This window comes from Klebsiella sp. 141162 (assembly GCF_050600755.1).
GTDB classification, from domain to species: domain Bacteria; phylum Pseudomonadota; class Gammaproteobacteria; order Enterobacterales; family Enterobacteriaceae; genus Klebsiella; species Klebsiella aerogenes.
The window spans coordinates 21,269-44,817 of sequence record NZ_JAQIRI010000004.1; the positions used below are offsets into that span (position 1 = coordinate 21,269).

General features: G+C 55.4%; 26 protein-coding genes. 14 read left to right on the plus strand and 12 right to left on the minus strand.

Features of this window, described 5'->3' with window-relative positions; genetic code table 11:
* Positions 1 to 40: 40 nt before the first annotated feature.
* The 6 genes from PGR23_RS13755 to PGR23_RS13780 all read right to left on the minus strand — a co-directional run bounded on the left by PGR23_RS13755 (position 41) and on the right by PGR23_RS13780 (position 3,938).
* Positions 41 to 496, minus strand: coding sequence for an acyltransferase (locus tag PGR23_RS13755; RefSeq protein ID WP_063415062.1), 456 nt, complete (start codon positions 494 to 496; stop codon positions 41 to 43).
* Between the two features lie 8 nt (positions 497 to 504).
* Positions 505 to 1,014, minus strand: a complete 510-nt coding sequence (locus PGR23_RS13760) for a GNAT family N-acetyltransferase (RefSeq protein WP_045396813.1) — start codon at positions 1,012 to 1,014, stop codon at positions 505 to 507.
* Positions 1,015 to 1,122: 108 nt separating this feature from the next.
* Entirely contained in the window at positions 1,123 to 1,503 is a 381-nt protein-coding gene (locus PGR23_RS13765) for a RidA family protein (RefSeq protein WP_047045837.1), read from the minus strand.
* A gap of 20 nt (positions 1,504 to 1,523) precedes the next feature.
* Positions 1,524 to 1,844, minus strand: a complete 321-nt coding sequence (locus tag PGR23_RS13770; RefSeq protein ID WP_015368778.1) for an AzlD domain-containing protein — start codon at positions 1,842 to 1,844, stop codon at positions 1,524 to 1,526.
* A complete protein-coding gene (locus tag PGR23_RS13775) occupies positions 1,837 to 2,577 on the minus strand; it encodes an AzlC family ABC transporter permease (RefSeq protein ID WP_047045840.1) in 741 nt (246 codons plus the stop codon). Before PGR23_RS13775 ends, PGR23_RS13770 begins: the two co-directional genes overlap by 8 nt.
* Before the next feature lie 83 nt (positions 2,578 to 2,660).
* A complete protein-coding gene (locus PGR23_RS13780; protein ID WP_047045843.1) occupies positions 2,661 to 3,938 on the minus strand; it encodes a serine dehydratase subunit alpha family protein in 1,278 nt (425 codons plus the stop codon).
* A gap of 364 nt (positions 3,939 to 4,302) precedes the next feature.
* Here PGR23_RS13780 and psiE point away from each other — a divergent pair, with 364 nt between their 5' ends.
* Positions 4,303 to 4,713 carry a phosphate-starvation-inducible protein PsiE gene (gene psiE / locus PGR23_RS13785; protein ID WP_015368775.1) on the plus strand — a complete coding sequence of 137 codons (411 nt, stop codon included), beginning with the start codon at positions 4,303 to 4,305 and terminating at the stop codon, positions 4,711 to 4,713.
* Positions 4,714 to 4,906: 193 nt separating this feature from the next.
* Here psiE and malG read toward each other — a convergent pair whose 3' ends face one another.
* The 3 genes from malG to malE all read right to left on the minus strand — a co-directional run bounded on the left by malG (position 4,907) and on the right by malE (position 8,676).
* Positions 4,907 to 5,797, minus strand: coding sequence for a maltose ABC transporter permease MalG (malG, locus tag PGR23_RS13790; RefSeq protein ID WP_015368774.1), 891 nt, complete (start codon positions 5,795 to 5,797; stop codon positions 4,907 to 4,909).
* A 14-nt stretch (positions 5,798 to 5,811) separates the two neighbouring features.
* On the minus strand, positions 5,812 to 7,356 hold the full coding sequence (malF, locus tag PGR23_RS13795; RefSeq protein WP_047045845.1) for a maltose ABC transporter permease MalF: 1,545 nt from the start codon (positions 7,354 to 7,356) through the stop codon (positions 5,812 to 5,814).
* 129 nt (positions 7,357 to 7,485) lie between these two features.
* Positions 7,486 to 8,676, minus strand: coding sequence for a maltose/maltodextrin ABC transporter substrate-binding protein MalE (gene malE, locus PGR23_RS13800; RefSeq protein ID WP_047045849.1), 1,191 nt, complete (start codon positions 8,674 to 8,676; stop codon positions 7,486 to 7,488).
* A gap of 27 nt (positions 8,677 to 8,703) precedes the next feature.
* Here malE and PGR23_RS13805 point away from each other — a divergent pair, with 27 nt between their 5' ends.
* From PGR23_RS13805 to ubiA, 6 genes are all read left to right on the plus strand, one after another.
* Positions 8,704 to 8,880, plus strand: coding sequence for a hypothetical protein (locus tag PGR23_RS13805; protein WP_015368771.1), 177 nt, complete (start codon positions 8,704 to 8,706; stop codon positions 8,878 to 8,880).
* A gap of 166 nt (positions 8,881 to 9,046) precedes the next feature.
* A complete protein-coding gene (gene malK / locus PGR23_RS13810; RefSeq protein ID WP_015368770.1) occupies positions 9,047 to 10,156 on the plus strand; it encodes a maltose/maltodextrin ABC transporter ATP-binding protein MalK in 1,110 nt (369 codons plus the stop codon).
* A gap of 99 nt (positions 10,157 to 10,255) precedes the next feature.
* On the plus strand, positions 10,256 to 11,554 hold the full coding sequence (locus tag PGR23_RS13815) for a maltoporin (RefSeq protein WP_015704036.1): 1,299 nt from the start codon (positions 10,256 to 10,258) through the stop codon (positions 11,552 to 11,554).
* 107 nt (positions 11,555 to 11,661) lie between these two features.
* Positions 11,662 to 12,609: a maltose operon protein MalM gene (malM, locus tag PGR23_RS13820; RefSeq protein WP_045396796.1), complete on the plus strand. Its 948-nt coding sequence runs from the start codon at positions 11,662 to 11,664 to the stop codon at positions 12,607 to 12,609.
* Positions 12,610 to 12,797: 188 nt separating this feature from the next.
* Entirely contained in the window at positions 12,798 to 13,295 is a 498-nt protein-coding gene (gene ubiC / locus PGR23_RS13825; RefSeq protein WP_015704038.1) for a chorismate lyase, read from the plus strand.
* Between the two features lie 12 nt (positions 13,296 to 13,307).
* On the plus strand, positions 13,308 to 14,177 hold the full coding sequence (gene ubiA / locus PGR23_RS13830) for a 4-hydroxybenzoate octaprenyltransferase (protein ID WP_045396790.1): 870 nt from the start codon (positions 13,308 to 13,310) through the stop codon (positions 14,175 to 14,177).
* 51 nt (positions 14,178 to 14,228) lie between these two features.
* Here the strand turns inward: ubiA and plsB are convergent, their stop codons facing one another.
* Complete coding sequence (gene plsB, locus PGR23_RS13835; RefSeq protein WP_045396787.1) at positions 14,229 to 16,652, minus strand: glycerol-3-phosphate 1-O-acyltransferase PlsB; 2,424 nt, start codon at positions 16,650 to 16,652, stop codon at positions 14,229 to 14,231.
* Between the two features lie 130 nt (positions 16,653 to 16,782).
* Here plsB and PGR23_RS13840 point away from each other — a divergent pair, with 130 nt between their 5' ends.
* The 4 genes from PGR23_RS13840 (at position 16,783) to PGR23_RS13855 (ending at position 19,663) form a co-directional block, all read left to right on the plus strand.
* Complete coding sequence (locus PGR23_RS13840; RefSeq protein WP_045396782.1) at positions 16,783 to 17,151, plus strand: diacylglycerol kinase; 369 nt, start codon at positions 16,783 to 16,785, stop codon at positions 17,149 to 17,151.
* 122 nt (positions 17,152 to 17,273) lie between these two features.
* Positions 17,274 to 17,882, plus strand: a complete 609-nt coding sequence (lexA, locus tag PGR23_RS13845; RefSeq protein WP_015704040.1) for a transcriptional repressor LexA — start codon at positions 17,274 to 17,276, stop codon at positions 17,880 to 17,882.
* Positions 17,883 to 17,952: 70 nt separating this feature from the next.
* Complete coding sequence (gene dinF / locus PGR23_RS13850; RefSeq protein WP_047045853.1) at positions 17,953 to 19,278, plus strand: MATE family efflux transporter DinF; 1,326 nt, start codon at positions 17,953 to 17,955, stop codon at positions 19,276 to 19,278.
* Between the two features lie 175 nt (positions 19,279 to 19,453).
* A complete protein-coding gene (locus tag PGR23_RS13855) occupies positions 19,454 to 19,663 on the plus strand; it encodes a CsbD family protein (protein WP_015704042.1) in 210 nt (69 codons plus the stop codon).
* 80 nt (positions 19,664 to 19,743) lie between these two features.
* On the opposite strand, the gene zur is transcribed toward PGR23_RS13855, so the two are convergent.
* Positions 19,744 to 20,259, minus strand: a complete 516-nt coding sequence (zur, locus tag PGR23_RS13860) for a zinc uptake transcriptional repressor Zur (protein ID WP_045379090.1) — start codon at positions 20,257 to 20,259, stop codon at positions 19,744 to 19,746.
* Between the two features lie 114 nt (positions 20,260 to 20,373).
* Between zur and PGR23_RS13865 the strand changes: the two genes are divergently transcribed.
* The 3 genes from PGR23_RS13865 to pspG all read left to right on the plus strand — a co-directional run bounded on the left by PGR23_RS13865 (position 20,374) and on the right by pspG (position 22,347).
* The gene (locus PGR23_RS13865; RefSeq protein WP_015368759.1) at positions 20,374 to 20,862 is read left to right on the plus strand and encodes a cupin domain-containing protein; all 489 of its coding nucleotides are present in this window, start codon (positions 20,374 to 20,376) and stop codon (positions 20,860 to 20,862) included.
* 102 nt (positions 20,863 to 20,964) lie between these two features.
* Positions 20,965 to 21,963, plus strand: a complete 999-nt coding sequence (gene dusA / locus PGR23_RS13870; RefSeq protein ID WP_289578574.1) for a tRNA dihydrouridine(20/20a) synthase DusA — start codon at positions 20,965 to 20,967, stop codon at positions 21,961 to 21,963.
* Positions 21,964 to 22,104: 141 nt separating this feature from the next.
* Positions 22,105 to 22,347 carry an envelope stress response protein PspG gene (pspG, locus tag PGR23_RS13875; RefSeq protein ID WP_045396775.1) on the plus strand — a complete coding sequence of 81 codons (243 nt, stop codon included), beginning with the start codon at positions 22,105 to 22,107 and terminating at the stop codon, positions 22,345 to 22,347.
* 193 nt (positions 22,348 to 22,540) lie between these two features.
* Here the strand turns inward: pspG and PGR23_RS13880 are convergent, their stop codons facing one another.
* Positions 22,541 to 23,524, minus strand: a complete 984-nt coding sequence (locus PGR23_RS13880; protein ID WP_396280022.1) for a quinone oxidoreductase — start codon at positions 23,522 to 23,524, stop codon at positions 22,541 to 22,543.
* Positions 23,525 to 23,549: the final 25 nt, after the last annotated feature.

Sequence of the window (23,549 nt, forward strand, 5' to 3'; positions counted from 1 at the left end):
AATTAAGCCTGAATGCCGACCCTCGGGTCGGCATTTTTATTTATAGCCGCCGCAGCAGCCTCGCGGGATTGCCCGCCCAAACGCCTTTCTCGGTGATGGATTTTGTCACCACGCTCCCGGCGCCGATGACCACGCCATCGCAGATACTCACCGCCAGAATGGTGGCGCCGCTGCCGATAGACACGTCATTGCCGATTTCAATGCGCCCCCAACTGTCGCGGTCGGCATTCGGTTTGCCATCGCGGAACATGTCGTTGGCGAACATCACGCCGTGGCCGATAAAACAACGTTGGCCGATGGTGACGTACTCGCAGATAAAACTGTGGGACTGGATTTTGCTGTCCGCGCCGATGCGCGTGTGCCCCTGAATCTCGACGAACGGCCCGACGAAGACGTTATCGCCGAGCTGGCAACCATAGAGGTTGGCGGGCTGGTATATGACCACGTTTTCGCCGCAGATGACGTTGTGAACGCCGGTATCGCGAAGCTCAGGCATAATTTCTCTCATATCGGTTTGGCCAGAATATGTAAGGTGCTTTGTTGGCTGGCGGAATGGAAAATGGTGTCTTTTACATGCTGCATTCCCTGGCGTTCGTAAAAACGACGCGCGCCAGGATTATCGGCAAGGACCTCAAGCCACAGCCACGCTTCACCATTTTCTTGTGCCAGAGCCTCTATGGCGCTAAACAGCCGCTCGCCGTAGCGGTGTCCGGTTTCGTCAGGCATGAGATAGAGCTTATGCAGCAATGTGCCGATACGTCCATCGCCATCAATTCTCTGCTGGCAGCTGTATTTAGCAAAGCCAACGGGGTGCGCGGATTCGGCGATGAGCCAATGCTGTTCCGCCGCGGCAAGACTTTGACGCAGCGATTCCACGGAATACTCCTGCTGGAGAAATAATGCCAGCTCATCGGCGTTGCGCCAAAGGTGGGCGAAGTGGTGGCGATAGCTGGCATAGCCCATATTACTGAGCTGCGGCGCATCTTCTGGTACAGCCTTACGGATAGTTAACATACTGCGTTCCTCATTCAGATCTCATCGTATAGTGCCTGTAAAATGAGCAAGGAGGAACGGCGAAAAACGGTGGGGAAGGAGGCTGGAGGTTTCCCCCCAGCCGGGTGATTAACGAGCGAAGGCGATGGCTTCGATTTCGATGCCGGCGTCTTTCGGCAGTCTGGCGACCTCTACGCAGGAACGCGCCGGAAAAGCGGCCTGATGTTCGGTAAAGAAGGCCTCATAGGCGGCGTTGATGGCGGCAAAATCCTGCAGGTCTTTGACAAACACCGTGGTTTTAACGATCTGCCCGACCGTGAGTCCGGCAGCTTCAACGATGGCTTTCACATTTTCCAGCGATTGCCGCGCCTGTTCGGCGATATCGCCTGGCATGGTGCCGTCCAGCGGATTAATCGGCAGCTGACCGGAGGTGATGGTCATCGCGCCGAGATTGACGCCCTGCACGTACGGGCCGATAGCGGCAGGCGCGTCAGCGGTGGTAATAATCATATGGTTTATCCTTCAAACGGTTACATAAAATAATTTAACAACACCAGCGAGCCGACGCCGCTCACTACCACCCATACCAGGCCTAAACGGAAGCTGGCGAGCGTGCAGATAATGGCGGCGATCACCTTCGGATTCTTTAAGTCAAACTCCATACTGGAATTCACGCTCAGGATCTGAATGGTGATAATGGCCGGCAGGACGGTGACCGGGACAAAGCGCAGCGTTTTGGTCACCCGCTCGGACATCTGGATTTTTCCGGCCAGGCCGATAAACGAAAATCGGATCAGAAAGGTCACGGCGGCCATCCCCAAAGTCAGGGCGATAAAGTAGCTATTATTCATGTTCCAGCGCCTCCACGAGCGGCATTCCGGATTTGGCAATTGCTGCCTGTTTACGTTCTTCAGCCAGGTCGACGCACAGTCCGGCGAGCACGCCAAGCACTGACGCGACGACAATGCCCAGCGAGTAGGGCAGGATGACCAACAGCACGCCGGAGACGGCGGCCACCACGGCGGCGACGGTGCAGGCCTGGCTTTTTATTTGCGGCACCACGATAGCGATAAAAGCGGCGACCATGGCGAAATCCAGACCGTACTTTTCAATGTTCGGGAAGGAAGCGCCGACCAGCGCGCCGAGGAAATCCGCCAGTACCCAAATTGCCCAGAAGGTGATCATCGCCGAACCATAAAACAGATACTTATCCTGCTTATTGCCTTCCATCTCTTTGACGGTGGTGGCGTACACTTCGTCGGTCAGCGCGTAGGACATAAAGCATTTTTTAAAGAATGATGCTTCACGGACGGTACCGGAAATAGAGGCGCTGTACAGTACATGACGTAGATTAATTATTAATGTGGTGAATATAATAACCCCGAGCGTGGCGCCGGTTTTAAGCATATTTAATGCCAGCATTTGCGCCGAACCGGCAATAACAATCGCCGACCACGCCGTGCTCTGCCAGACGCTCATGCCCGCGCTAACGCTTAATGCGCCGACAATAAATGAAAATGGAAAGTCGCCGATGCACAGCGGCATAATAGCGCTGGCGCCGCGTAAGATGACTTTTTTATTCATCTGCTATACCTGCTAATTTATAAATAATAGTGTGGGTAGGGTAGGTTAATCGGGGCCTGAATGTTCAGGCCCGTTAAATATTGTTATTTAGCGACCATGATACTGATAATTTCTTTATCTGTGAGGGTCATTGGTTTAATCACCAGGCGGCACAGATTATTAATAGTCTGCTCGACATCAGCGCAGACAATACCGTCATTGGCGCCAGCGCAGCTATTTTGCATTGCCATCAGTACCGCCTTAAAGGCGCTGGATACCACAGATGAGACTTTCATCGCACAGCTATTAGAGGCGCCATCACAAATCATGCCGGTAATATCGCTGACCATATTAATAATCGCGGTATTAATGGTGTTGATGTCGCGAGTAAATAGCCAGGCCATCCCGGCGGCGGCGCCCATGGCGGCGGTTGAGGCCGCGCATAGCGCAGATAAGCGCGTATAACGAGAATGAATTGAGATGGCGGTGAGATGAGATAGAGACAAAGCGCGCGCCAGGGTCTCTTCATCGGCGCCGAGATGCTCAGCAACCACCACTACCGGCATGGTTGCCGTAATGCCCTGATTGCCTGAGCCGAAGTTAGACATTGCGACCACCGGCGCGCCGCCCATGCGGGCATCTGAAGCGGCGACGGTGTTGATGATCACCTTGCTTAACAGATCGTTGCTCATCAGGCCGTTTTTCACTGCGTCAGAAAAGGTACCGTTAATGTTCAGGCCATATTTTTTGGTTTTGCCTTCTGCCGCCAGCGCGGAGTTTAAGCGCGCGGCTTCGAGAATAAAGCGAATATCATTAAAGTCGACGCTATTAATAAAGCCGTAAGCCTGTTGTAGCGAAAAATTGGACAGCGTTTCGTGCCGGGCGCTTGCATTCTGTTTTTCGCTTAGTGGCTGCGGCTGGTCATTAATATAAAGTTCGACCACGTTAGTGTGGGTTCCTTTTACTACGACACGACAGGTGTTTTCGCCATCAGAGAGAGTTAGATCCAGATGAATAAAGTCCGGGGTCTCTTTGACGGTAATATCAACGGCATGATTGGCGATCAGCTTCTGTGCCATTTCGACGTGTAGCGGGGTGATATCTTCCAGCGTTTTTAATCCCTTTTGCGGATCGCCGCCAAATGCGCCAATTGCGGCGGCCAGCGCTACACCGCAAACGGTGGTGCCGGGAATAGTAACACCCATCGCGTTTTTATAGAGATTGGCGGAAATAAAACCGCTAATTCTGGTGCAAGGCTGATCCAGATATTGTGCGGCGTAGGCGGCAGCGAAGGAAATAGCGACGGGTTCAGTACAACCTAACGCTGGGGCAACTTCTTGTTTGAGCCATTTGATATACAGGGATGCGTTATCGGTTTTCATAATGATTTAATGTCCAAAATTAAATTTTATTCAACTGCGATAATGCTAAGACAATGGATAAGAAAAATCTTACCCTAATAACCATATAAATAATGCGGATTTTAGAAAAATTTTATCTTGTGAGAATTTTTAAGATATAACTGTTTCAAATGGTAAATGTTTTAATTTTCAATAAGTTGGTTGGTTTTGTTTTAAGCGTAACGGATGATTTGGTTAACTTGCTCACAGCATTGCAGGAAGTAAAATTTTCTCTTAGTTGCATTTACCGCTTTGAAGGACCGATGCTGCTCGCAAAGCGAAGTAGATCTGGATCACACTTTTGCGCTATACAGATCAATAACGTTCATGCATTTGAGGTGTCACTATGCCGTCGGTATATCGTCCGCTGGTTAATTTTGTTGCGAAGGCCATGCAGGCCGTATTGAACCTGGCGCTATTGTGCCTGGGAATTATTCTGGTGGTGTTCCTGGGAAAGGAGACCCTGCATCTGGCGCACGTGCTGTTTACGCCGGAGCCGGTGAGTAAGTACAAGCTGGTCGAAGGGCTGGTGGTCTATTTTCTCTACTTCGAGTTTATCGCGTTGATTGTGAAATACTTTGAGTCCGGTTTTCACTTCCCGCTGCGTTATTTCGTCTATATCGGTATTACGGCGATTGTGCGGCTTATTATCGTCGACCATGAGTCGCCGATGGCGGTGCTGATTTACTCTGCGGCGATCCTTATCCTGGTGATTACCCTGTGGTTGTGTAATTCCAACCGCCTGAAACGGGAATAAAAAAAGCGGCCTCCAGGGCCGCTTGACCGACAATCACAAATGAAATTTATGTAGGGTCCAGTAGAGGATTGCAGTGGCATTTGCCCTACTTTTTCAGGGAGAGGTGGGCTGCCGTACCCGGTTGGGGTCGGGTACCACATCCCACCCTCGCTGAAATTTGGGGCGGTAAAACAAGGGTCTAACATGATGAAACTTAACCTTTCACCCCGCCCGCCGTCAGGCCGTTAACCAACCAACGCTGAGCCAGCAGGAAGACGACGGTAATCGGAATCGCCGACAGTACCGCCGCCGCGGCGAAGTCGCCCCACAGGTAGTTCTGCGGATTGAGATACTGCTGCATCCCGACCGCCAGGGTATAGCTGTTCACATCGCGCAGCAGCAACGAGGCCACCGGCACTTCGGTAATCGCGGCGATGAACGACAGAATAAACACGACCGCCAGAATCGGCACCGACAGCGGCAGCAGCACCAGGCGGAAGGCCTGCCACGGAGTGGCGCCATCCAGTGCGGCCGCTTCTTCCAGTGAACCATCGATAGTTTCGAAGTAGCCCTTAATCGTCCAGACGTGCAGCGCGATACCGCCCATATAGGCGAAGATCACCCCGCCGTGAGTGTTGAGGCCGACGAAAGGCAGATACTGACCGAGGCGGTCGAACAACGCATACAGCGCCACCAACGACAGTACCGCCGGGAACATCTGGAAAATCAGCATCCCTTTGAGCAGCGTCGCTTTGCCCGGGAAGCGCATACGGGCGAAAGCATAAGCGCAGGTGGTGGAGAGGGCGACGATGCCGATCGCGGTAATCCCGGCGACCTTAATTGAGTTCCACAGCCACAGCAGCACCGGGAACGGCGGCGGCGTTACCCGGCCATCGGCGTGTTCGACGCTGAAGCCTAATGCCAGACGCCAGTGCTCCCAGGAGATGGTATCCGGGATCAGGCTGCCGGTCGCGAAATTGCCTTCGCGCAGTGAGATAGCGATAACCATCAGCAGCGGGAACATAATCGCGGCGATAAAAATCAGTAACAGAAGATGCGTAGTGAAGAGACGCAGTTTTTGAGATTTAGGTTGGACCATAGCCATTATCGTTATCTCCCTTAATCAAACTTCATGCGCGTGGCTTTTAGATTCACAATCGCTAACGCCCCAACCAGCAGGAAGATAAGCGTGGCGATAGCCGCCGCCAGGCCGAAGTCCTGACCGCCACCGCCTTCAAAGGCGATGCGATAGGTGTAGCTCACCAGCAGGTCGGTATAACCGGCCGGGGTGGTGGTGCCGAGACGGTCCGGGCCACCGTTGGTCAACAGTTGAATCAGCACGAAGTTGTTAAAGTTAAAGGCGAAGCTGGCAATCATCAGCGGCGTGAGCGGCTTGATCAGCAGCGGTAGCGTAATTTTAAAGAAGTTCTGGAACGGACCCGCGCCATCCATCGCCGACGCCTCGTACAGATCGTCCGGAATCGCCTTCAGCAGCCCCATGCACAGGATCATCATGTACGGATAGCCCAGCCAGGTGTTGACGATGATGATCATCGTGCGCGCGGTGGTTGGGTCGCTAAACCAGGCCGGTTTAATGCCGAACAGCGCGCTCAGCATCATGTTGATTTCACCAAAGCTCTGGTTAAACAGCCCTTTGAAAATCAGGATTGAGATAAATGACGGCACCGCATACGGCAGAATCAACAGCACGCGGTAAATCGCTTTGCCCTTCAACGCTTCCCACTGCACCAGACAGGCCAGCACCATTCCCACGGCGACGGTCAAAATCACCGTCAGCACCGAGAACACCACGGTCCAGACGAAAATGGCGAAGAACGGTTTCTGGATCCCTTCGTCCTGGAAAACGCGGGTGAAGTTATCCCAGCCGATGGTGACGGTATAACCCGGGCTCAGCTTTTCATTGCCCCAGCTGCCGTCGGCATTGATGGATTGATAAAAGCCGATGTTGTCGTTGGGGCGATATTTCACGCCGCTTTGGTTGTTAGTGAGCGTGCCGTCGTTGGCCAGCGCGTACAGCGGCTGGGTACCGGAGAACTGACGCAGCGAACTCATAATCACTTTGCTTTCATCCGGCAGCACGGCGGTCAGTTGGTTCAGCGCGGCGCGGTTCTGGGTGATTACGCGTAAATTCGCGCGTTCGCCTTGCGGCAGGACATCGGCTTCTTTTAACGTCAGCTTCTGCTCGCCGCCGAATTTAAAGGCTTCGGAGAGATAATTTTTACCGCTTTCACCGTCCGTCAGCGCCAGCTGCCACTCGTCACCCGCCGGGTAGAGTGAGAAGTTATAGGCTTTGCCGGCCTCGAAAGAACGGTCCATCAGCACCTGCTGGGCACGTTCGAAGGTGAGCTGGTTGGTGCTGCTGTAGTTGGTGAAGGCGATGGCAATAGTACAGATCAGCGGGAACAGAACAAACAGCCCCATCCCGGCGAGACCCGGATAAACATAGCGCCAGGCATAGGCCTTGCGATTGGAAAAGATATACAGGCCAACCGAGCTTAAAATCAGCGTCATGATGGCGAACAGGTACTCCCCCTGGGCGTACATTAAAACAACAAGGTAACCCACCAGCAGGCACAGCAAACCAATCACAGACCATGTGAGTTGCGGGCTTTGCCACCAGTGTTTCTTTTTAACGGCATCCATGGGGATCATCCTCTACAACGTTAAATATCTGTCGACAAAAGTGCCTGATGGCGCTGCACTTATCCGGCCTACAAGGCGTGTAGGCCGGATAAGGCATTTATGCCGCCATCCGGCACGTGTGCGACGGTATTACTTGGTGATACGGCCCTGTGCATCCTTCAGCGCGGCATCGACGGTTTGACGGCCGCTTGCGGCGTTAATAACCGCGGTACGGACGGCATACCAGAATGCGGACATCTGCGGAATGTTCGGCATGATTTCGCCTTTCTGGGCGTTAGCCATGGTGGCGGCGATACGCGGGTCTTTCTCCAGCTTCTCCTGGAAGGATTTCAGCGCCACGGCGCCCAGCGGTTTATCGTTGTTCACCGCTTCCAGGCCCTGATCGGTCATCAGGTAGTTTTCGAGGAACTCTTTCGCCAGTTCTTTATTCGGGCTGGCGGCGTTAATCCCGGCGCTCAGGACGCCAACGAACGGTTTAGACGGTTTGCCTTTGAAGGTTGGCAGCAGAGTGACGCCGTAGTTAACCTTACCTTTGTCGATGTTCGACCACGCCCACGGACCGTTGATGGTCATCGCGGTTTCGCCTTTGTTGAACGCCGCTTCCGCGATGGAGTAGTCGGTATCGGCGTTCATGTGTTTATTTTTGATAAGGTCGACCAGGAAGGTCAGGCCCGCTTTTGCTCCGGCGCTATCGACGCCGACGTTTTTCACGTCGTATTTGCCGTTTTCAAACTTAAACGCGTATCCGCCATCGGCGGCAATCAGCGGCCAGGTGAAGTACGGTTCTTGCAGGTTGAACATCAGCGCGCTCTTACCCTTCGCCTTCAGCTCTTTATCCAGCGCCGGAATCTCTTCCCAGGTTTTCGGCGGGTTCGGGACCAGGTCTTTGTTATAAATCAGCGACAGGGCTTCAACCGCTACCGGGTATGCGATCAGCTTGCCGTTGTAGCGTACGGCGTCCCAGGTGAAGGGATAGAGTTTGTCCTGGAAGGCCTTATCCGGGGTGATTTCCGCCAGCAGGCCGGACTGCGCGTAGCCGCCAAAACGGTCATGCGCCCAGAAAATGATATCCGGGCCGTCGCCGGTGGCAGCAACCTGCGGGAACTTCTCTTCCAGCTTATCCGGATGTTCTACGGAAACTTTAATGCCGGTATCTTTTTCGAACTTTTTACCCACTTCAGCGAGGCCGTTATAGCCTTTATCGCCGTTAATCCAGATAACCAGCTTACCTTCTTCAATTTTTGCGAGGGCAGAGGCGGAAAACATCATCGTCGTCAATGCAGACAGCGCGAGGATGCGAGCGCCAGTTTTGATTTTCATATACCCGTCCTATTTGGTGATGTGCTCGTGGATACACTTGAGTGGTTTAACGCTGATGAGTTTCCTTTTTTAACAACCTCTTTCCATCCTCCCTATGTCTACGCCCCGCCCGCCGTTTATGTGATCCGCATTGCAGAAATGCCGGTAATGGGCCCTGGAGCACATAAAAAAGCCACCGTTTTTGTCGCTTCGATCACGAAATGACGTTGTGCCGGGAACTTCCGGCGGCGAGAGGCGGTTTCTCATCCTCCCGTCTCCTCCCCCATCAAAAACCCGGGGGGTGGAGGATTTGCCAACGTAATGAATGCCGCATAGTCAGCCCATCTTGAATGTGTCTTTAAGTGACAGGTTGTAACGAAGGGAGAAGGGCATGGCGAGCGTACAGCTACGAAATGTAACGAAAGCCTGGGGCGACGTGGTGGTATCTAAAGATATCAATCTCGAGATCCAGGATGGGGAGTTCGTCGTGTTTGTAGGACCGTCGGGCTGCGGCAAATCCACCCTGCTGCGTATGATCGCCGGACTGGAAACGGTCACCAGCGGCGATCTGTTTATTGGCGATACCCGAATGAACGACGTGCCGCCCGCCGAGCGCGGCATCGGCATGGTATTCCAGTCATATGCGCTCTATCCCCACCTTTCCGTTGCCGAAAATATGTCTTTTGGCCTGAAGCTGGCCGGGGCGAAAAAAGAGGTGATTAACCAGCGCGTAACTCAAGTCGCTGAGGTCTTACAGCTGGCGCACCTGCTGGAGCGTAAGCCGAAAGCGCTCTCCGGCGGCCAGCGTCAGCGCGTGGCCATCGGCCGTACCCTGGTCGCCGAGCCGCGGGTTTTCCTGCTTGATGAACCCCTGTCCAACCTCGATGCCGCGCTGCGCGTGCAGATGCGTATCGAAATCTCCCGTCTGCATAAGCGCCTCGGTCGCACGATGATTTACGTCACCCACGATCAGGTGGAAGCCATGACCCTGGCCGACAAAATCGTGGTGCTGGACGCCGGCCGCGTCGCGCAGGTCGGAAAACCGCTGGAACTTTATCACTATCCGGCAGACCGCTTTGTCGCGGGCTTTATCGGTTCGCCGAAGATGAACTTCCTACCGGTCAAAGTCACCGCGACCGCCATCGAACAGGTACAAGTCGAACTACCGAACCGCCAGCAGGTCTGGCTGCCGGTAGACAGCGCTCACGTTCAGGTCGGCGCCAATATGTCTTTGGGCATCCGCCCGGAACACCTGCTGCCGAGCGACATCGCCGATGTCACCCTTGAGGGCGAAGTGCAGGTGGTCGAACAGCTTGGTCACGAAACGCAAATTCATATCCAGATCCCCGCCATCCGTCAGAACCTGGTGTACCGCCAGAATGACGTGGTGTTGGTAGAAGAGGGAGCCACATTCGCCATCGGTTTGCCGCCGGAGCGCTGCCATTTATTCCGTGAGGATGGCACCGCTTGTCGTCGGTTGCATAAAGAGCCGGGCGTATAAGGTTCCCCATTAAAAGAAGACGCGAACCCAGCGCGCAGCCAACCATGCGGCGGCCGACGGGGAAGTGTTCAAAGAAAAGCAATGATCTCAGGAGATAGAATGATGATTACTCTGCGCAAACTTCCACTGGCGGTAGCCGTTGCGGCGGGCGTGATGTCTGCCCAGGCGCTGGCTGTCGATTTCCATGGTTACGCTCGTTCCGGTATTGGCTGGACCGGCAGCGGCGGCGAACAGCAGTGCTTCCAGGCCACCGGCGCTCAAAGTAAATACCGTCTCGGTAACGAATGTGAAACTTACGCTGAACTGAAACTGGGCCAGGAAGTGTGGAAAGAGGGCGATAAGAGCTTCTACTTCGATACCAACGTTGCCTACTCGGTATCGCAGCAGAACGACTGGGAATCTACCAGCCCGGCCTTCCGTGAAGTTAACGTACAGGGTAAAAACCTGATCGACTGGCTGCCGGGTTCAACCCTGTGGGCTGGTAAGCGCTTCTATCAGCGTCATGACGTTCACATGATCGACTTCTACTACTGGGATATTTCCGGTCCTGGCGCCGGTATCGAAAACATCGATCTGGGCTTCGGTAAACTCTCTCTGGCCGCCACTCGTTCTTCTGAATCCGGCGGCTCGGCAACCTATGCTGACCGCGATCCGCTGACTGGCGAACGCGTTTATGATCATCTGGTACCGAACGACGTCTTCGACGTGCGTTTAGCGCAGATGGAAACCAACCCGGGCGGTACGCTGGAGCTGGGCGTGGACTATGGTCACACCAACGTGCCGGATGACTACTACCTGCAGCCGGATGCATCGAAAGATGGCTGGATGTTCACCGCTGAACATACCCAGAGCATCCTGAAAGGCTACAACAAATTTGTTCTGCAGTACGCGACCGATGCCATGACCTCCAACGGTAAAGGCGTACCGCAGGGCGGCAGCATTAATAACGATGGTTCCATGTGGCGTGTGCTTGACCACGGCGCGGTCTCTCTGGCGGACGATTGGGACATGATGTACGTCGCCATGTACCAGGACGTCAACCTGGACAACAACAACGGTACCAAATGGTGGACCGTCGGCGTACGTCCTATGTACAAATGGACGCCGATCATGAGCACCCTGCTGGAAGTCGGCTACGACAACGTCAAATCGCAGAAAACCGGCGACAGCAACAACCAGTACAAAATCACCCTGGCGCAACAGTGGCAGGCGGGCGACAGCATCTGGTCCCGTCCGGCAATTCGTCTGTTCGCCACCTACGCGAAGTGGGATGAGAAGTGGGGTTACACCGATAGCGGCGTCGCCATGCGCGATACCTCTGGTACCGGTATCAACACTTCCAGCCGCGGCGACGACGATGAGTGGACCTTCGGCGCCCAGATGGAAATCTGGTGGTAATGCTATCCGCATCATGATGAGTAAAAGAGGGGCATCAGCCCCTCTATTTTCGGCCCAGCGCGCTATTGCCTGGCTAACGCTCGGCCATAGGAATTGAGGTGATAACAATGAATATGAAGAAAAGTCTCGTTGCCCTCTGCCTGTCCGCCGGCCTGCTGGCCAGCGTACCCGCAGTCAGTTTTGCTGATGTCAATTTCGTGCCGCAGAATACCTCTGCCGCGCCGTCCATCCCGGCCTCCTCGCTGCAGCAGTTGACCTGGACGCCGGTCGATCAATCGAAAACCCAAACCTCTAAAGTGGCGATCGCCGGTCAAACGTTGAATGTTCCCGGTATCGCCGGGCCGGTGGTGGCCTATAGCGTACCGGCCAATATCGGCGAGTTAACCCTGACGCTGACCAGCGAAGTCGACAAACAGACCAGCGTCTATGCGCCAAACGTGCTGATCCTCGATCAGAGCATGACGCCGTCCGCCTTCTTCCCGAGCAGCTATTTCACTTATCTGGAGCCGGGCGTGATGAGCGCCGACCGCCTGGAAGGGGTAATGCGCCTGACGCCGGCGCTGGGACAGCAGAAAATTTATGTGCTGGTGTTTACCACTCCGCAGGATCTGCAGCAGACCACCAAATTAATCGACCCGGCGAAAGCCTACGCGAAAGGCACCGGTAACGCGGTGCCGGACATTCCGGATCCGATCGCTAAACATACCACTGACGGCACCTTGAGCCTGAAGGTGAAAACGTCTTCGAGTTCCAGCGTGCTGGTGGGCCCGCTGTTTGGGTCTTCCGGCCCGGGCCCGGTGACCGTCGGCAATACCGCGGCGCCGGTCTATAACGCCCCGGCCGCTGCGCCTGTTGTCGCGCCGGTCGCTGCCGCTCCAGCGGCGAAAAGCGAACCGATGCTTGACGATACCGAAACCTACTTCAACAACGGTATCAAGAAAGCGGTTAAACAAGGCGATATCGATAAAGCCCTTAAATTGATGAACGAAGCTGAACGTCTCGGCTCGAAATCTGCTCGTTCCACCTTTATCAGCAGTGTAAAAGGCAAGGGGTGACCGTCTCCCCACAATGCTGATGTTTAGGCACAGCCTTTAGGTGCGTCCGCCTGGACGCACTTTTTTTTCTCGCGCAGCGGCAACTGTTGCATGCCTGTTGCGCGGATGATCGTATATTGACGTTTGCCCGCCCTCAAAACGCTATTCTGCGATACAATGCCTGCACGTTTTGTACCGGAGAATCAGGCATGCCACATCCTGCGCTTACGCAACTGCGTGCGCTGCGCTATTTTGCCGCCATACCCGAGCTGGACGCGCCGCTGCGCGACTGGCTGTTGCTGGAAGACTCAATGACCAAGCGCTTTGAGCAACAAGGGAAAAAGGTCACCGTGACCATGATTAACGAAGGTTTCGTCGGACGCGACGCGCTGGCGGGCGAAGAAGCCCTATTGCCGGAAGAAGCGCGTTATTGGCTGCGGGAAATCATTCTTTGCGCCGATGGCGAACCCTGGCTTGCCGGTCGTACCCTCGTGCCGGAATCGACGCTATGCGGCCCGGAATTAGCCCTGCAGCAGCTGGGGCAGACGCCGCTGGGCCGGTATCTGTTTACGTCGTCGACGTTAACCCGTGATTTTATTGAGATTGGCCGTAGTGCACAGCTGTGGGGGCGACGTTCCCGTCTCCGGCTGAGCGGCAAACCGCTGCTGCTGACAGAGCTTTTTCTGCCTGCATCGCCATTGTATTAAGAGGAAGAGAAAATGGAGTGGAGTCTGACGCAGAATAAGCTGTTGGCGTTTCACCGCCTGATGCGTACTGACAAACCAATCGGCGCGCTATTGCTGCTGTGGCCGACGCTGTGGGCGCTATGGGTGGCATCACCCGGGGTGCCACCGCTGTGGATACTGGCGGTATTTGTCGCTGGCGTCTGGTTGATGCGCGCCGCCGGCTGCGTGGTGAATGACTATGCCGACCGTAAATTTGATGGTCACGTTAAGCGTACGGCTCGTCGCCCGCTACCAAGCGGCGAGGTCACCGAAAAAGAAGCGCGCATATTGTTCGCGGTACTGGTGGGGCTCTCCTTCTTGCTGGTGTTGACGCTCAATACCATGACCATCCTGCTGTCGGTTGCGGCGCTGGCGCTAGCCTGGGTCTACCCCTTTATGAAGCGCTATACCCATCTGCCGCAGGTAGTGCTGGGCGCGGCCTTTGGCTGGTCGATCCCGATGGCTTTCTCGGCGGTAAGTGAAGCGCTGCCGCTCAGCTGCTGGCTGATGTTCCTCGCCAATATTTTGTGGGCGGTAGCCTACGATACCCAGTATGCGATGGTCGATCGCGACGATGATGTCAAAATTGGCATTAAGTCGACGGCGATCCTGTTCGGTGAAAACGATCGTTTGATTATCGGTATTCTGCAGGTTGCCGTGCTGGTATTGATGGGCGCGGTGGGCTGGCTGAATGGGCTGAACTGGGAATTCTACTGGTCGCTGTTTATCGCGGCGGGATTGTTTGTCTGGCAGCAGAAGCTTATCTTCAAGCGCGAACGCGATAACTGCTTCAAAGCGTTTATGAATAATAACTACGTTGGGCTGGTGCTGTTTCTCGGTCTGGCGATGAGTTATCTGCAGTAAATCCTTCTTTCCCCGACTCGCGCCGCGAGCCGGGGAACAGAAGCCGCAACGTTATGCGTCGTCCTGAGCGGCGCTTTCAATCGTCAAACGTACATCCGACGTAATCAAATCCGCCAGCATCTGGTAGACCTTCAGGGTCTCTGCCGGCTCGGCATCGCCGGTATCGCTGATGTAGCCTTCGTCACGCAGGGTCAGCACCAGGGTACTGAACACCGCCTTATCGAAGAACTCCGGCGCGTTGATACCGTGCAGTACCGACAGACGCTGCGCCATGGTGCGGCTTTCTTTCTCAAGCGTACTGCGGTTGATGGACGGGTTGGCGCTCAACAACCAGAAGGTGATCGCGTAGCGCTGTAACGTCTCGCGCGCGCCGGCGGCCAACAGCTGCAGGGAACGAGAGTGCGCCGGGTTGACGCTCATCTCATCGCCATTCAGCACCACCAGGCCCTGACGCTGCATCTCTGCCATCAGCGCATCGATAACGCCCGCCAGCTCCTCTTTTTCCCAGCGCAGGAACAGCTCGGCTTTCAGGAACGGATAGAACATCTCGACATGACGCAGCACTTCGCTACGGGTGATGCGGCGATGTTGGGTCACGATAGCGGCCAGCAGCGACGGCATCACCAGCATATGGGCGATGTTGTTGCGATAGTAGGTCATCAGCACCGCCTGCTCGCGCGGCAGGATGATGATATCGCCGATGGTGTCTTTCTCGACTTCGAACTTGTTCATCTGCAGCGCGTGGTCGATAAGCTCGCCGGCGGAAGCCGTCGGCGCGGTCGAATCGGTGGAGTACGGCACGTTACGCAGCAGGTCGAGGTAGCAATCTAACTGCTGGGTCAGTTGCTCACGGGTCAAAGAACGCTGACGAGACGCCAGAAGCGCCGTACAGCACAGGTTCATGGCGTTGGCCGCCCCGGCATTGTTGATGCGCACCATCAGATCGGCGGCGATATTATTCACCGTCGGCGTCAGCCAGGAAGGGCGGACAGCTTCGATAGGATCGATGGCTTCGCGCCATTCCGGCACGTGCTGATTGAGGTAGGTCATCAGCGGCAGCGGTTCGCCGAAGTTAACGTAGCCCTGGCCGAGATTACGCAGTTTGCTGAGGCCGCGCACCATCTGCGGCAGGCTCTCTTTTTCTTTTGTCGCGCCGCGCAGCTCTTTGGCGTAGGTACCGACTTCCATCACGTGCTCGTAGCCGATATAAATCGGCACCAGGGTGATGGGGCGGCTACCGCCGCGCAGCATTGCCTGAATAGTCATCGACAGGGTGCCGGTTTTCGGATCCAGCAGACGGCCGGTACGGGAACGTCCGCCTTCGACGAAGTATTCCACCGAATAGCCACGGCTGAACAGCTCGCCAAGATATTCGCGGAATACCGTGGAGTAGAGCTTGTTGCCCTTAAAGGTACGGCGAATAAAGAAAGCGCCCAGACGGCGGAAAATCGGCCCGGCCGGCCAGAAGTTGAGGTTTATGCCGGCGGCGATATGCGGCGGCACCAGCCCCTGATGATAAAGCACATAAGAGAGCAGCAGGTAGTCCATGTGGCTACGGTGACAGGGCACATAGACAATCTCATGGCCGTCATGCGCCAGCTGGCGTACGCGCTCGGCGTTATGCACGTTAATCCCCTGATACAGACGGTTCCAGGTGAAGCCGAGAATACGGTCAGTCAGGCGGATCATTTCATAAGAGAAGTTAGCGGCAATCTCTTCCATCAGCGCGATGGCGTTCTGCTGGGCCTTCTCGTGAGAAATCTTCTTGCTGCGTGCTTCATCTTCTACCGCGCGGGCGATAGCTTTCGATGCCAGCAGCTTATTGAACAGATCCTGGCGGGCAGGGAGACGCGGGCCGACGGCGGCCAGACGTTGACGGGCGAAGTGCATACGCGCCACGCGGGCCAGCTTCTGGGCGATGATTTTATCGGTACCGTGCTCATCCGCCATGCGGCGCAGAGAGACAGAAGGCGAGAAACGCACGAAGCTATCGCGGCCAAGCCAGGAGACGGCGAAGAATTTCTGAATACCGTTAAGCATGCGTAGCGGCGGATTCTCTTCGCCTTTTTCGCGACCTGGGGCGCGGCCGAACATCACCGAGACCGGCACCATTTGCACGTCAAGGTCGGGATGATTACGGTGCAGATCCAGGTAGTCGTGGAACAGCTTAATGGACTCCTCTTTCGGCGTGTAGTAGGTAAACACGCGCGGGCCGCCGTGGATGAAAACGTAGCGCGGCAGCAGGGTGCCGTCGATTTCCAGCGGTTCAAAAGGGTCGGGTAAGTCATGCGCCAGGCACTGGGCGCGCAGGGTCAGCAGGTCCGCCTTGGAGTTATAAGGCAAGACGTACATTATCGGACGCGAGGTATCGAGCCCTAATTCCTGAGCAGGTTCTGCCGGAATAGACTTGCTTTTTACCAGCACCCGTAATGGTAAATTCAGTAATTTATAGTAAATTCGTTGCCAGCCGGACATAAACGATGTGAAGCCTCTGGTTAATCATGCAAATGCGCGGCAAGAATAACAGAAAGCGTACAAAATTTCCGTTGTCACACGGCAAACACGTACACTCAGCGACGTCATTTACATTAAAAGGTTCTTTTTGATGGCCAATAATACCACTGGGTTAACCAGAATCATTAAAGCAGCAGGTTATTCCTGGAAAGGTTTCCGCGCGGCGTGGGTGAACGAAGCCGCTTTCCGCCAGGAAGGCGTCGCCGCCATTGTGGCCGTGGCGATAGCCTGCTGGCTGGATGTCGATATCATTACGCGAGTCCTGCTCATTGGCTCGGTCCTGTTAGTGATGATAGTCGAAATTCTTAACAGCGCGATTGAAGCGGTGGTTGACCGTATCGGGCCTGAGCATCATGAGCTTTCCGGGCGCGCCAAGGATATGGGCTCGGCGGCGGTACTGCTGGCGATAATCATCGCGTTGATCACCTGGACTATGCTGTTGTGGTCGCATTACCGCTAAGTCTTGTCGGCAACGCTCGCAAAACGCAAAGAATCTCCTGATTTTTATATGATATGTGGTTCCAAAATCACCATTAGCTGTATATACTCACAGCATAACTGTATATACACCCAGGGGGCGGAATGAAAGCGTTAACGACCAGGCAGCAAGAGGTGTTTGATCTCATCCGGGATCACATCAGCCAAACGGGCATGCCGCCAACGCGTGCGGAAATTGCTCAGCGCTTGGGGTTCCGTTCCCCAAACGCGGCAGAAGAACACCTCAAAGCGCTGGCGCGTAAAGGCGCGATTGAAATCGTCTCCGGCGCTTCACGCGGCATTCGTCTGCTGACGGAAGAAGAACACGGACTGCCGCTGATCGGCCGCGTCGCCGCAGGCGAACCGCTGCTGGCGCAGCAGCATATTGAAGGTCACTACCAGGTTGACCCGGCGATGTTTAAACCAAATGCCGACTTCCTGCTGCGCGTTAGCGGGATGTCGATGAAAGACATCGGTATCCTCGACGGCGATCTGCTGGCAGTACATAAAACTCAGGACGTGCGTAACGGCCAGGTCGTCGTCGCGCGTATCGATGAAGAAGTCACCGTAAAACGTCTGAAAAAGCAGGGCAACGTCGTTGAACTGCTGCCGGAAAACAGCGAGTTTTCCCCGATCGTCGTCGATCTGCGCCAGCAGAGCTTCACCATTGAAGGTCTGGCCGTCGGCGTGATCCGTAACGGTGAGTGGCTGTAACTCCCGTCCTAACGCAGCGTCATCATGATGCATGACGCTGCGATGTTCCTCCTCTGTCTGGTCCCTCTTCATGCTGCTCAACGCCGCCGATAAAGCACTGTGGCGCCTCGCGCTACCGATGATTTTCTCGAACATTACCGTTCCGCTGTTGGGGCTGGTCGATACCGCCGTTGTCGGCCATCTTGATAGCCCCGTATACCTTGGCGGCGTTGCCGTCGGCGCGACGGCCACTAGTTTCCTGTTTATGCTGCTGTTGTTCCTGCGAATGAGCACCACTGGCTTAACCGCTCAGGCCTACGGCGCCAAAGATCCGCAGCGGCTGGCGCGCGCTCTGGTGCAACCGCTGATCCTGGCGCTGGCCGCCGGGCTGCTCATTGTTCTGTTCCGCATGCCGCTCATTGACCTCGCGCTACATATTGTCGGCGGCAGCGAGGCGGTACTGGAGCAGGCCAGACGGTTCCTCGAAATCCGCTGGCTTAGCGCCCCGGCGTCGTTAGCTAACCTGGTGCTGTTAGGGTGGCTGCTTGGCGTCCAGTACGCTCGCGCCCCGGTGATCCTGCTGGTGGTCGGCAACTTGCTGAATATCGTGCTCGATCTGTGGCTGGTGATGGGGCTGCATATGAACGTGCAGGGGGCGGCACTGGCGACGGCGCTGTCGGAATACGCTACCTTTATCATCGGCCTGCTGATGGCGAAACGGGTGCTGGCGCTGCGCGGCGTGACGCTTGCCATGTTGAAGGAAGCCTGGCGCGGCAATATGCGGCGCCTGCTGGCGCTTAATCGCGACATCATGCTGCGTTCGCTGCTACTGCAGCTCTGTTTTGGCGCCATCACCGTCTTCGGCGCCCGTCTTGGCAGCGACGTGGTGGCGGTCAATGCGGTACTGATGACCATGCTGACCTTTACCGCTTACGCGCTGGACGGTTTTGCCTATGCCGTCGAAGCCCATTCCGGACAGGCTTACGGCGCGCGTGACGGTAGCCAACTGCTGGAAGTCTGGCGCGCGGCCTGTCGGCAGTCGGGAATGGTCGCGCTGGCGTTCGCGTTAATCTACAGCGTGGCCGGTGAGCATATCATCGCGCTATTGACCTCTATCCCATCATTGCAGCAGCTGGCCGACCGCTATCTGTTCTGGCAGATGATCCTGCCGGTGATTGGCGTCTGGTGTTATCTGCTGGATGGCATGTTTATCGGCGCGACGCGCGGCGCGGAGATGCGTAATAGCATGGCGGTGGCCGCCGCGGGATTTGCGGTGACGCTGCTCTCTGTGCCCGTGCTCGGCAACCACGGCCTGTGGTTGGCGCTGGCCGTGTTCCTGGCTTTGCGTGGGCTTTCGCTGGCGCTCATCTGGCGCCGCCACTGGCAGCGTGGCACCTGGTTTAATTCACCCTCCTGAATGCAAATAGCCCGGCCGAGCGCAGCGCGAGCCGGGAAAATTCTCCCTGCGTGTTCAATTGGCCTGATGGTTAAAAATTCCGAATAACGAATCGGTGTCAGCATTGTCATCTATAGTTATTACCATGTCCGGAACAAAACGGGCTGTTAACCCACCGAATCATGAGGACGTAATGATGAATAAAGACGAAATCAGCGGTAACTGGAAACAGTTAAAAGGTAAAGCCAAGGAACAGTGGGGTAAACTGACCGATGACGATATGACGGTCATTGAAGGGAAGCGCGATCAGCTGGTCGGTAAAATTCAGGAGCGTTACGGCTACGCGAAAGATCAGGCCGAAAAAGAGGTGTCCGACTGGGAGCGTAAGAACGATACGCGCTGGTAGCGAACGCGGTTTTGACCCCCTGTTTATGCCTGTCTAACGGCATAGCGATATGCCGTAGCTTCCCGCTGATGTCGCCCGACTCAGCGGGCTTTCTTTTTAATCTGGATGGTATGATCGTGATGACAGTGTTCGCGGGCGCTGCACGCTTCGACTTCCACGCAGGCCGCGCACAGGCCGTGCGCTTCAATCACATTATGCCGTAGAGCGAAGCCCATTCTGGCCGCCAGCGTATGCATAATATCTTCTACGCCTTCTGCACACTCTTCTTTGACCACGCCGCAGCGATCGCAGATAAACATCGCCGAACTGTGGGTCGGCTGATCGAAAAGGTGGCACAGTACATAGCTGTTGGTCGATTCCACTTTGTGCACAAAACCTTGCTCCAGCAGAAACTCCAGCGCGCGATAGACCGTGGGCGGCTTCGCCTGCGGCTCTTTTTCTCGCAGCAGATCCAGCAGATCGTAGGCGCTAATCGCCCCTTGCTGCAGGCTCATCAGACGCAACACTTCCAGACGCTGTGGGGTCAGGCGTACGCCACGTTGCACGCAAAGCTTTTCAGCCTGCGCTAACATTTCTTGCGAAGTGGTGTTATCCATGAGCATCCTCTGGTTGCGTGATGTTGAAACTGTTACTTTATCACGAACCAGGTAAAACGCCGAGATCCTGCAAGCTTTGCTATACCTGATGTATCTCATTTTCGGGAGAAAACGATGAAACGACCTGATTGCATTCGACATTGGCGCGAACTGGAAGGTGCGGATGATTCCACCTACCCCGATAGTCACGAGCTGTTTTCTATTGGCGCGCCTCTTGCCCGCGGCCTGCGGCTAAATCGGCTGGGCATCCATCATGAACGCTTACCGCCGGGACGCAGAACCTCTTATCCACATGCGGAAAGCGATGAAGAAGAGTTCATCTACGTGCTGGAAGGCTTTCCGGAAGTCTGGATCAATGGCTACCTATGGAAGCTGGAGCCGGGCGATAGCGTCGGCTTTCCGGCGGGGACTGGTGTGTGTCATACCTTCCTGAATAACACCGAGCAGGAGGTGCGGCTGCTGGTCGTTGGCGAGGCGAATAAAAAACACAACCGCATCTACTATCCGTTGAACCCGGGCTATGCCGCGACTCGCCAGGACCGCTGGGTGGATCACCCTCCGCAGTTCTTTGGCCCGCACGACGGCAAACCGCGTAAAATATAGGCCGCATTTTGACCATGGCGCGTAGCGTTCGACGTTATGCGCCGTGGTTGGTGTTTGTGCTATAGTAGCGCCCCTTTTTACCCGGATGCTTATTTATTCGCCATGATGCCAGAATCCACATCTACCGCTTTTGCCGCCCACCGTTTTTCTATCGCGCCCATGCTCGATTGGACCGACAGACATTGCCGCTACTTCCTGCGTCTGCTGTCGCGCCATACTCTGCTGTACACCGAAATGGTCACCACCGGCGCGATAATTCACGGTAAAGGCGACTACCTGGCCTATAGCGAAGAAGAACATCCGGTAGCGCTGCAGTTGGGCGGTAGCGATCCTGCGGCGTTGGCGCACTGCGCGAAGCTCGCCGAGGCGCGCGGCTACGACGAGATTAACCTCAACGTCGGCTGCCCCTCTGACCGCGTGCAGAACGGGATGTTTGGCGCCTGTCTGATGGGCAACGCCGCGCTGGTGGCGGACTGCATCAAAGCGATGCGCGACGTGGTGTCGATCCCGGTAACGGTAAAAACCCGTATTGGCATTGACGATCGGGATAGCTATGAATTCCTGTGTGATTTCATTGAGACCGTCTCCGGCAAAGGGGAGTGTGAAATGTTCATCATTCACGCTCGTAAAGCCTGGCTTTCCGGCCTGAGTCCGAAAGAGAACCGCGAAATTCCGCCGCTGGATTATCCGCGCGTCTGGCAACTGAAACGTGATTTTCCGCATCTGACGATGGCGATTAATGGCGGAATTAAATCTCTGGCAGAGGCTAAACAGCAGCTTGAGCATATGGACGGCGTGATGGTGGGGCGTGAAGCCTATCAAAACCCGGGTATTCTGGCTTCTGTGGATCGCGAGATTTTCGGCGTCGACGGCGCGGATGCCGATCCGGTGGCGGTGGTGCGCGCAATGTACCCCTATATCGAGCGAGAGCTCAGCAACGGTACCTATCTTGGCCATATCACCCGCCATATGCTGGGATTGTTCCAGGGGATCCCCGGCGCGCGTCAGTGGCGTCGCTATCTGAGTGAAAACGCCCACAAAGCGGGCGCCGATATCAACGTGCTGGAACACGCGCTGAAGCTGGTTGCCGATAAGCGTTAAACTTTTCGCTAAAAACTGGTCTATTTCGCCACGCCCTACAGCACTGCTGCGGGGCGTTTTGTTTTAATTCAATGAGTTATACCTGGCATGATTCTTGAAATAGCCAATCAGCTATCTGGTTATTTATTTCGGGAGAAGACCATGCTGGAACTCTTATTTGTTATTGGCTTTTTTGTCATGTTGCTGGTCACCGGCATCTCGCTGCTTGGCATTATTGCCGCGCTGGTCGTCGCCACCGCGCTGATGTTCTTCGGCGGCCTGTTCGCATTAATGTTTAAGCTGCTACCCTGGTTGCTGCTGGCGGTGGCCGTCGTATGGGTTATTCGGGCGATAAAATCGCCGACCACAACCCGCTATCGCCGCGAAGATCGCTGGCGCTACTAAGCCATCATTTTGGGGATTGAGCGGTGTGTCACAACCTGAGTAATTTTGCATAAAACAGCGTAGGCATTGCGTATTAAATCTGTCACTATTAGCGCGATAACGAATTCATCGTGCTGTACCCTACATACAGCCGAACAAAAAAAGTCAGGGCCTCCGTCAGGAGGCCCTAAACTTTTCTGGCGATCTCATCCGGTTACGGTAACAGCAGGCTCGAGCCTTCGGTCACCCGGCTTTCCAGGATCTCATGCGCGCGTCTGGCGTCACGCAGGGCGTATTTCTGATTATCCGCCACATCGACTTTGATCACGCCGCTGGCGATCAGCGAAAATAGCTCGTTGCTGGCTTCCGTCAGCTCTTCCCGGTTGGTGATGTAGCCTTGCAGAGAAGGGCGGGTCACATACAGTGAGCCTTTCTGATTGAGGATACCCAAATTCACGCCGGTTACCGGGCCAGATGAATTGCCGAAGCTGACCATCAGCCCACGCCGCTGAAGACAATCGAGCGAGGCCTCCCAGGTATCTTTACCTACGGAATCGTAAACCACGGCGACTTTTTTGCCGCCGGTTAGCGCCTTGACGCGCTCGGCAATATTCTCTTCGCGATAGTTAATGGTTTCCCAGGCGCCGGCCTGCCGGGCGCGCTGCGCTTTTTGCTCGCTTCCGACGGTACCGATAAGTTTCGCCCCCAGCGCTTTCGCCCACTGGCAGGCAATCAGCCCCACGCCGCCCGCCGCCGCGTGGAACAAGAAGGTTTCATTGGCTTGTATTTCATAGGTTTTGCGCAGCAGATACCAGACGGTCAGCCCTTTAAGAAACGAGGCGGCGGCCTGCTCAAAGGAAATCGCATCCGGCAAAATTGCCGCTTTGTCAGCAAGCACGTTATGCACCGAACTATAAGCGCCAAGCGCGGACTGGGCGTACACCACGCGGTCGCCAACGTTGATATGTTTTACGCCGTTGCCGATTTTACTCACGATACCGGCGGCTTCGGTTCCCAGTCCGCTCGGCAGCGAGGGCGGTGGATACAGGCCGCTGCGGATGTAGGTGTCGATATAGTTGATACCGATAGCTTTGTTTTCTACCTGGATTTCGTGTTCGGCAGGATCGTTGGGGGTAAACTCAACCGCATGCAGAACCTCGGGGCCTCCATGCGCGGGAAATTCAATTCGTGTTGCCATGTGAACTCCTTTATAATTTTGTGTC